Consider the following 7,615-nt stretch of genomic DNA (forward strand, 5'->3'; position numbering starts at 1 on the left):
CGAGCTCCCGGATCGTGTCGGGGATCGCGTGCGCGAGCCGCCGCAGCTCCGGCGCGTCGAGCGCGGGCAGCGCGCCGAGCAGCGCGAGGGGGGCCGTGTCGCGCAGGGTCCGGTCCGAGACGTCCTGGTCGCGGAGCCGCTGGACCACGCGCGTCGGGCTCGGCAGGTGCGCTCCCCTCGTCGGATCCGCGGCGTCCGGCCCCGCGAGCACGGCGGGCGGGCGCGTCGCGGCGACGGCCGTGGTCGCGGGTGCGACGATCGCCCCGACCAGCCCGCAGGCGATGGCCGAGGCGGTGAGCAGCGCGCGCAGACGAGTCGACACGGTTCGAGATCCCCCAGAGAGCCGGCGTCGGAGGGCCGGCGCCGGGGAGCGCGCCCGCGCCGACGCGTCCGCTCATGGTATCGGCGCGGCGGAACGGGCGGGAGTCCCGATCAGGGGGTCACAGCTCGCCGTCGGAGGTGGGATCCGGCGCCGACTCGATCGGCGCGTTCTCCTTCCGGGCGCGCTTCGGCTCCGGCTCGGCGGGCGCGGCGTCGGCGTGCCCGGCATCCGCGGTCTCGCCCTCGGCTGCCGGCGCGGCGGCATCCGGCGCCGGACCCTCGTCGGGCAGCGCGATGGCGTCGGGACCCTGCTCCACGAGGAGGCGGAACTCGGCCGCGTCGATGATGCGCACGCCGAGGGCCTCCGCCTTGCCGAGCTTCGAGCCGGCGCCAGGCCCCGCGGCGACGTAGTGCGTCTTCTTGCTGACGCTGGATCCCGCCTTGCCGCCCGCCGCCATGATCGCCTCGAGCGCGCCCTCGCGCGTGTAGCCCTCGAGGGATCCGGTGGCCACGACCGTGAGCCCGGCGAGCACGCCGCCCGCGGCGGCCGCCGCCCCGGGACCCGGGTGCCCGGGGATGGCGGTGACGACACCGGCCCGCTCCCAGCGCTCGACGATCTCGCGATGCCAGTCGACCTCGAACCAATCCAGGAGCGCGTCGGCGATGATGCCGCCCACGCCGTCGACCGCCGCGAGCTCCTCGCGGCTCGCGGCGCGGATCGCGTCGAGCGAGCCGAACCAGCCGGCCAGGGCGCGCGCCGCGACCGGGCCGACGTGGCGGATGCTCAGGGCGACGAGCATGCGCCAGAGGTCCTGGGTCTTCGCCTTCTCGAGGTTATCCAGCAGGACCTCGGCCGACTTCGACGGCACGGAGTGCTCGTCGCCCCACGGCTCCGCGGGGTCGAAGGCGCCGTCGCGCTTCGGGGCGCGCCTGCGGCGGAACGGCGTGACGCGCTTGGCCTCGCCGGTCCTCTCGTCGAGCTTGACCATGCCGGTCTCGGCGTCGCGCACGACGACGGTGATGGGCACGAGGTCGGCCATCGTGAGCTCGAACAGACCCGCCTCGGTCTCGAGCGGCGGATCCTCGGGCTCGAGCGGCTGCGTGAGCGCGGCCGCCGCCACCTCGCCGAGGCCCTCGATGTCGAGCGCGCCGCGCGAGGCGACGTGCTCGACGCGCCCGCGCACCTGCGCCGGGCAGCTGCGCGCGTTCGGGCAGCGGAGGTCGATGTCGCCCTCCTTCGCCGGCTTCAGCGGCGTCTGGCACTCGGGGCAGAGCGTGGGCATCACGAACTCGCGCTCCGATCCGTCGCGGAGCTCCACGACCGGGCCGAGCACCTCGGGGATGACGTCGCCGGCCTTGCGCAGGACGACCGTGTCGCCGATGAGCACGCCCTTGGCCTTGACGACCTGCTGGTTGTGCAGCGTGGCCTGGCGCACCTCGGATCCGGCGACCTCGACCTTCTCCATGACCGCGAACGGCGTGGCGCGGCCCGTGCGCCCGACGCTCACGACGATGTCGAGGAGCTTGGTGTTGACCTCCTCGGGCGGGTACTTGTAGGCGGTCGCCCAGCGCGGCGCGCGGCTGGTGGCGCCGAGCTCCTCGTGGAGGCCCAGGTCGTCGACCTTGACGACGATGCCGTCGATCTGGTGCTCGACCTCCGCGCGATGGGCGCCGTGGCGCCGCACGAACTCCGTGACCTCGGCGATGTCGTCGAACACGCGGAAGTGCGTCGAGATGGGGAGGCCCCACGAGCCGAGCAGGTCGTACACCTCGGACTGCGCGGACACGTGCGCGTCGCGCTCCAGCTCGCGGACGGGCCACGCGCCGATGCCGTGCACGAGCATGCGGAGCCGTCGGATGCGCGCGTGCATGAGCTCGAGCCGGGCGGGGCTCTTGCCCTCCTCCTTCTGCCGCAGGGATCCCGCGGCGGCGTTGCGGGGGTTCGCGAAGACGCGCTCCCCGACCTCCAGCTGGCGGGCGTTCAGCTCGTCGAACCCGGCGACGGGGAAGAAGATCTCGCCGCGCACCTCGACGAGCGGCGGGTGCCCGGTGCCCTCGAGGCGCTCCGGCACGGTGCCCATCGTGAGCACGTTCTGCGTGACGTCCTCCCCGACGACGCCGTCGCCGCGCGTGGCCGCCGTGACGAGCACGCCGTGCTCGTAGCGGAGGTTGATGGCGAGGCCGTCGATCTTGAGCTCGCTGAGGTACCTGACCCGGCCGCTGCCCGCGTCGCGCTCGACCTTGGCGGCCCACTCGGCGAGCTCCTCCTCGCTGAACACGTTGTCGAGGCTCAGCATGCGCTCGGCGTGCGTGACGGGCGCGAAGAGCGTGGTCTCCGCCCGGCCGCCGACGGTCTGGGTGGGGCTGTCCTGGCTGCGGAGCGTCGGGTGCGACTCCTCGAGCGCCTCGAGCTCGTGCACGAGGGCGTCGTACTCGGCGTCGGAGACGGTGCTGCCGTTCGACGCGTAGTACTCGTCGCGGTGGCGCTCGATCTCGGCGCGGAGCGCGTCCACCCGGGCGCTGGCGGCCTCGAGGTCGGCGGGCGTGGTGGCGGGGACGGCGTCGTCGTCCGCGGTGCCGGGAACCGTGTCGGTCATGGTCGCGTCACTCCCCCGCGGCCGCGCCCGCGAGGACGGCGTCGCGCATCGGCGGCCGGGCGTCGTCCACGGCGCTCACGGTGCGGTCGATGGTGACCTGGCCGAGCACGCGCGTGCCGGCGTAGACGACGGCGGTCTGTCCGGGGGCGACGCCGTGGAGGGGGTCTCGCGGGGTGATCACGAGCTCCACCATGCCGTCGACCCCCGACACCCGGGCGCTCGCGGGCACCGGGTCGGCGTGGGCGCGGATCTGCACGTCGCAGTCGAAGGGCTGGTCGGGCCGCGTGGGCGGGGTGCCCGCCCAGGTGTACGCGGACCCGGCGATCTCGCGGATCGCCAGCGCCTCCTGCGGGCCGACCACCACCGTGTTGTCCTTCGGCCGGATCTCCAGCACGAAGCGCGGCCGGCCGTCGGGCGCCGGCGTGCCGATGGCGAGGCCCTTGCGCTGCCCGACCGTGAAGGCCGCTGCGCCCTGGTGCGTGCCGATCGCGTTCCCCTCGCCGTCGAGGATGTCGCCGGGCTCGGCACCCACGCGGTCGGCGAGCCAGCCGCGCGTGTCTCCGTCGGGGATGAAGCAGATGTCGTGGCTGTCGGGCTTCTGCGCGACCTGGATCCCGCGCGCCGCCGCCTCCTGGCGCACCTCGGCCTTGGAGGGCGTGGATCCGAGCGGGAAGTACGAGTGCGCGATCTGCTCGGCCGTGAGCACGCCCAGCACGTACGACTGGTCCTTCGCCCAGGCGGCGGCGCGGTGCAGCTCGGGCTGCCCGTCGGGCCCCGGGAGGACGTCGGCGTAGTGACCCGTGCACACGGCGTCGAAGCCGAGGTCGAGGGCCTTCTCCAGCAGCGCGGCGAACTTGATCCTCTCGTTGCAGCGCATGCAGGGGTTCGGGGTGCGGCCCGCCTGGTACTCGGCGACGAAGTCGTCGACCACGTCGGCCGCGAAGCGCTCGGAGAAGTCCCACACGTAGAACGGGATGCCCAGGAGGTCGGCGGCGCGACGCGCGTCCATCGAGTCCTCGACGGTGCAGCAGCCGCGCGATCCGGTGCGCAGCGTGCCCGGCATGCGGCTGAGTGCGAGGTGCACGCCCGTCACGTCGTGCCCGGCCTCGACGGCGCGGGCGGCGGCCACGGCGGAGTCGACTCCGCCACTCATCGCTGCGAGGATCTTCACCCCGTGAGCCTACGCGCCGCGCGTCCCGCGAGGCCCGCCCGGGAGGCGCGCGCGACGGCGTCGGGCAGGGCGGCGAGGAGCGCGTCGACGTCGGAGTCCGTCGTGGTGCGGCCGAGCGTGAACCGCAGGGCGCCGCGGGCCTCGTCCTCCGGGATCCCCATGCCGAGCAGCACGTGCGAGACCTCGGGCACGCCGGCCTGGCACGCGGATCCGGTCGAGACGGAGACGCCGGCCATGTCGAGCAGGAGCAGGAGCGAGTCGCCCTGGCAGCCCGCGAAGGTGAGGTGCGCGTTTCCGGGGAGGCGGCCCGCGGGATCCGGGTCTCCGCGGAGCACGGCCCCGGGCACGTCGCGGAGCACGGTCGCGACGAGCCGGTCGCGGAGGCGCGCCACGCGCACCGCCTCGGCGTCGTGCTCGGCGACGGCGAGCGTCACGGCCGTCGCGAACGCCACCGCGGAGGCGGCGTCCTGCGTGCCCGAGCGCACCTGCCGCTGCTGCCCGCCGCCGTGGATCTGCGGATCCACCGTCGCCTGCCGCGCGAGCACGAGCGCGCCGCTGCCGACGGGCCCGCCGACCTTGTGCGCCGAGACGCTCACCGCGGAGACGCCGGCGTCCCGCCAGCGCCGGAACGGCACCGGCATGTGCCCGAGCGCCGCGACCGCGTCGACGTGCACGGGGACGCCGTGGGCGGCGGCGAGCGCCGCGAGCTCCTCGACCGGCTGGATCGTGCCGACCTCGTTGCTCGCGGCGAGGAACGTGAGGAGGGAGACGGATCCGGGGTCCGCGGCGAGCGCGGCGGCGACCCGGTCGACCCGGATGCGGCCGAGCGCGTCGATCGGGAGCCGCTCCACGACGGCGCCGCGACGCTCGAGCCACTCGACCGTGTCGACCGTGGCGTGGTGCTCGCCGTCGGGCACGAGGATCCGCGTGCGCCGCGGGTCGCCGGCGACGCGCGCGCCGTGCAGCCCCTTGATCCCGAGGTTCACCGACTCCGTGCCGCCGGAGGTGAGCACGACCTCGACCGGGTCGGCGTCGAGCGCCCGCGCGATCGCCTCGCGCGCCTCCTCGAGCACGCGCCGGGCCTCCTGGCCGTGCGAGTGGATGGAGGACGGGTTCCCCACCAGGGTGAGCGCCCCGGCGAGCGCCGCGATCGCCTCGGGCCGCATGGGCGTGGTGGCCGCGTGGTCGAGGTAGACCGTCATGCATCTAGCCTAGGTCGCATGCCGCGCCCCGGACCGCCCGTGCCCCTGGGGCTGACGCTCCACGACGAGGGCGGCACGCTGCGCCTCGTGAGCCACGGCGCGTCCGCCGTGGAGCTCACCGTCTCGGCCGTCGACGACGCCCGCCGCGTGGCCGAGGTCGTGCCCATGGAGCGCGGCGAGGGCGGCGTGTGGACGGGATCCAGCGCCCGGCTCGTCCCCGGCACGGCGTACTCGGTGCGCGTCGACGGCGACCCCGCGCCCGGCGACTCCTTCGACCCCACGCGCCACCTGCTGGACCCCTACGCGCGCGGCCTCGTGCAGGTGGGCCCTGCCGCCTGGCGCTCGGTCGTCACGAGCGACGTGCCCGCCGCCGAGCGAGCGGCCCGCCGTGCTGCCCGCCCCCTGGTGCCGCGCGACCGCCAGGTGGTCTACGAGCTGCACGTGCGCGGCTTCTCCAAGCTCGACGAGCGCCTGCCCGAGGAGCTGCGCGGCACGTACGCGGGGCTCGGGCACCCGTCGTCGGTGGAGCGCCTGGTCGACCTCGGGATCACGACGGTCGAGCTCCTGCCGGTGCACGCCTCCACGAGCGAGGAGCGGCTGCGCGCGCAGGGCCGCATCAACCACTGGGGCTACAACACGCTCGCCTTCCTCGCGCCGCACGCACCGTACGCGACCCGCCGGGCGCGGGACGCCGGGGCCGACGCGGTCGCGGCCGAGTTCCGGGCCATGGTCGACGCGCTGCACGACGCCGGGATCCAGGTCGTGCTCGACGTCGTCTACAACCACACCGCGGAGGAGGGCGCCGACGGACCCGTCACGAGCCTCCGCGGCATCGACGGCTCCCGCTACTACCGGCACGCGCCCGACGGCACGCCCATCGACGTGACCGGCTGCGGCAACACGGTCGACCTCTCGCGCCCCGACGCGCAGCGCCTGGTGCTCGACTCGCTCGAGCACTGGTCCGACGTGATGGGCGTCGACGGCTTCCGGTTCGACCTCGCCGTCACCCTCGGGCGCGACGAGCACGTGGACTTCGACCCCGGGCATCCGCTGCTGCGCGCCATCGTCGAGGACGAGGCCCTGGCCGGACTCCTGATGATCGCCGAGCCGTGGGACGTGGGCATGGGCGGCTGGCGCACGGGCGGGTTCGGATCCGGCTGGAGCGAGTGGAACGACGGCTACCGCGACCGCGTGCGCGACTTCTGGCTCACGGACATGGCGGAGGCCCGGCTCCACGGGCACGCGACGAACGGCGTCGGCGCGCTCGCGTCCTGCCTCGCCGGGTCGTCGGACACCTTCTCCGCCGACCGCGGCCCGCTCGCCTCCGTCTCCTTCGTCACGGCGCACGACGGCTTCACGCTCGCCGACCTCACCTCCTACGACCGGAAGCACAACAGCGGGAACGGCGAGTCCAACCGCGACGGCACGGACGCGAACCGCTCCTGGAACCACGGTGTGGAGGGGCCGACGCGCGACGCGGCGATCCTCGCGGCACGCAGGCGCACGTCCCGCAACCTGCTGGGCACGCTCCTCGTCTCGGCGGGGATCCCCATGATCACGATGGGCGACGAGCGCGGCCGCACCCAGCGCGGCAACAACAACGGCTACTGCCTCGACAACGCGGCGACCTGGATGCGCTGGGACGAGGACGCGTGGCGCATGGACCTGCACGCGACCACGCGGCACCTGCTGCGGATCCGGCGGGAGAACCCGGCGCTCCGCCCCGTGCGCTACGCCGCGCCGGACACGCACGTGCCGAGCGCGTCCGTCCTCGACTGGCGCGACGCCGAGGGCGCGCACATGACGGAGGCCGGCTGGGAGTCGGCGGGCACGCGCACGCTGCAGTGGATCACCGCGTCGACCCCCGAGGACGAGGAGCCGAACACGGTCCTCGTCGTCGTCCACGGGCAGGAGTCGCGCCAGCGGGTGCGGCTGCCGGAGCGCGAGGGCGTGACGGCCTGGCGCCTGCTCTGGTCGAGCGAGTGGGAGCGGCCCGAGGTCGTGGCGACGGACGACGCGCCCGGCGACCTCGTCGAGGTCGACGGGCCGGCCCTGCGGATCTACCGGGCCTGCTGAGCGCCGCCCCGGCGATGCGCGGTCGTCCGGCCCGGACGGGGGTCGCCGCGGGTTCGCGTCGCGCGGCGCTCGTGTGCTCTCCTGGATGCGCCCGCACGATCCGCCGCGCCCGCCGCGACCGAGAACGAGGACGCCGCACATGACCGACGAGTCCCCCGCCCCGCACGGCGACCGCTCCCCCGACGCCGACCACGACGGCCCGACCCGGCGCCGCATCCTCACCCGCCGCGCGCTCGTCGCGGGCGGCG

Annotated in this window: 4 protein-coding genes and 1 pseudogene; 1 reads left to right on the forward strand and 4 read right to left on the reverse strand. The window is 75.2% G+C overall.

Going from position 1 to position 7,615, the window contains the following annotated elements:
* The 4 genes and pseudogenes from DZG00_RS10065 to DZG00_RS10080 form a co-directional block, all read right to left on the reverse strand.
* Nucleotides 1-322, reverse strand: a pseudogene (locus tag DZG00_RS10065) (alpha/beta hydrolase); the annotation flags it as partial.
* 118 nt (nt 323-440) lie between these two features.
* Nucleotides 441-2,918, reverse strand: coding sequence for an NAD-dependent DNA ligase LigA (ligA, locus tag DZG00_RS10070; RefSeq protein ID WP_119382620.1), 2,478 nt, complete (start codon nt 2,916-2,918; stop codon nt 441-443).
* A gap of 7 nt (nt 2,919-2,925) precedes the next feature.
* The gene (mnmA, locus tag DZG00_RS10075; RefSeq protein WP_199688957.1) at nt 2,926-4,089 is read right to left on the reverse strand and encodes a tRNA 2-thiouridine(34) synthase MnmA; all 1,164 of its coding nucleotides are present in this window, start codon (nt 4,087-4,089) and stop codon (nt 2,926-2,928) included.
* The gene (locus tag DZG00_RS10080; protein WP_119455585.1) at nt 4,086-5,291 is read right to left on the reverse strand and encodes a cysteine desulfurase family protein; all 1,206 of its coding nucleotides are present in this window, start codon (nt 5,289-5,291) and stop codon (nt 4,086-4,088) included. The genes mnmA and DZG00_RS10080 overlap by 4 nt, the downstream gene beginning before the upstream one ends.
* Before the next feature lie 18 nt (nt 5,292-5,309).
* Between DZG00_RS10080 and DZG00_RS10085 the strand changes: the two genes are divergently transcribed.
* On the forward strand, nt 5,310-7,367 hold the full coding sequence (locus DZG00_RS10085) for a glycogen debranching protein (protein ID WP_119382941.1): 2,058 nt from the start codon (nt 5,310-5,312) through the stop codon (nt 7,365-7,367).
* Nucleotides 7,368-7,615 lie beyond the last annotated feature (248 nt).

Origin of the sequence: Clavibacter lycopersici (genome assembly GCF_003576405.1) — a bacterium.
Classification (GTDB): domain Bacteria; phylum Actinomycetota; class Actinomycetes; order Actinomycetales; family Microbacteriaceae; genus Clavibacter; species Clavibacter lycopersici.

Coding starts and splice junctions, on each gene's coding strand:
- ligA (WP_119382620.1), bottom strand. CDS start 2,918: ATGACCGACACGGTTCCCGGCACCGCGGACGACGACGCCGTCCCCGCC.
- DZG00_RS10080 (WP_119455585.1), bottom strand. CDS start 5,291: ATGACGGTCTACCTCGACCACGCGGCCACCACGCCCATGCGGCCCGAG.
- DZG00_RS10085 (WP_119382941.1), top strand. CDS start 5,310: ATGCCGCGCCCCGGACCGCCCGTGCCCCTGGGGCTGACGCTCCACGAC.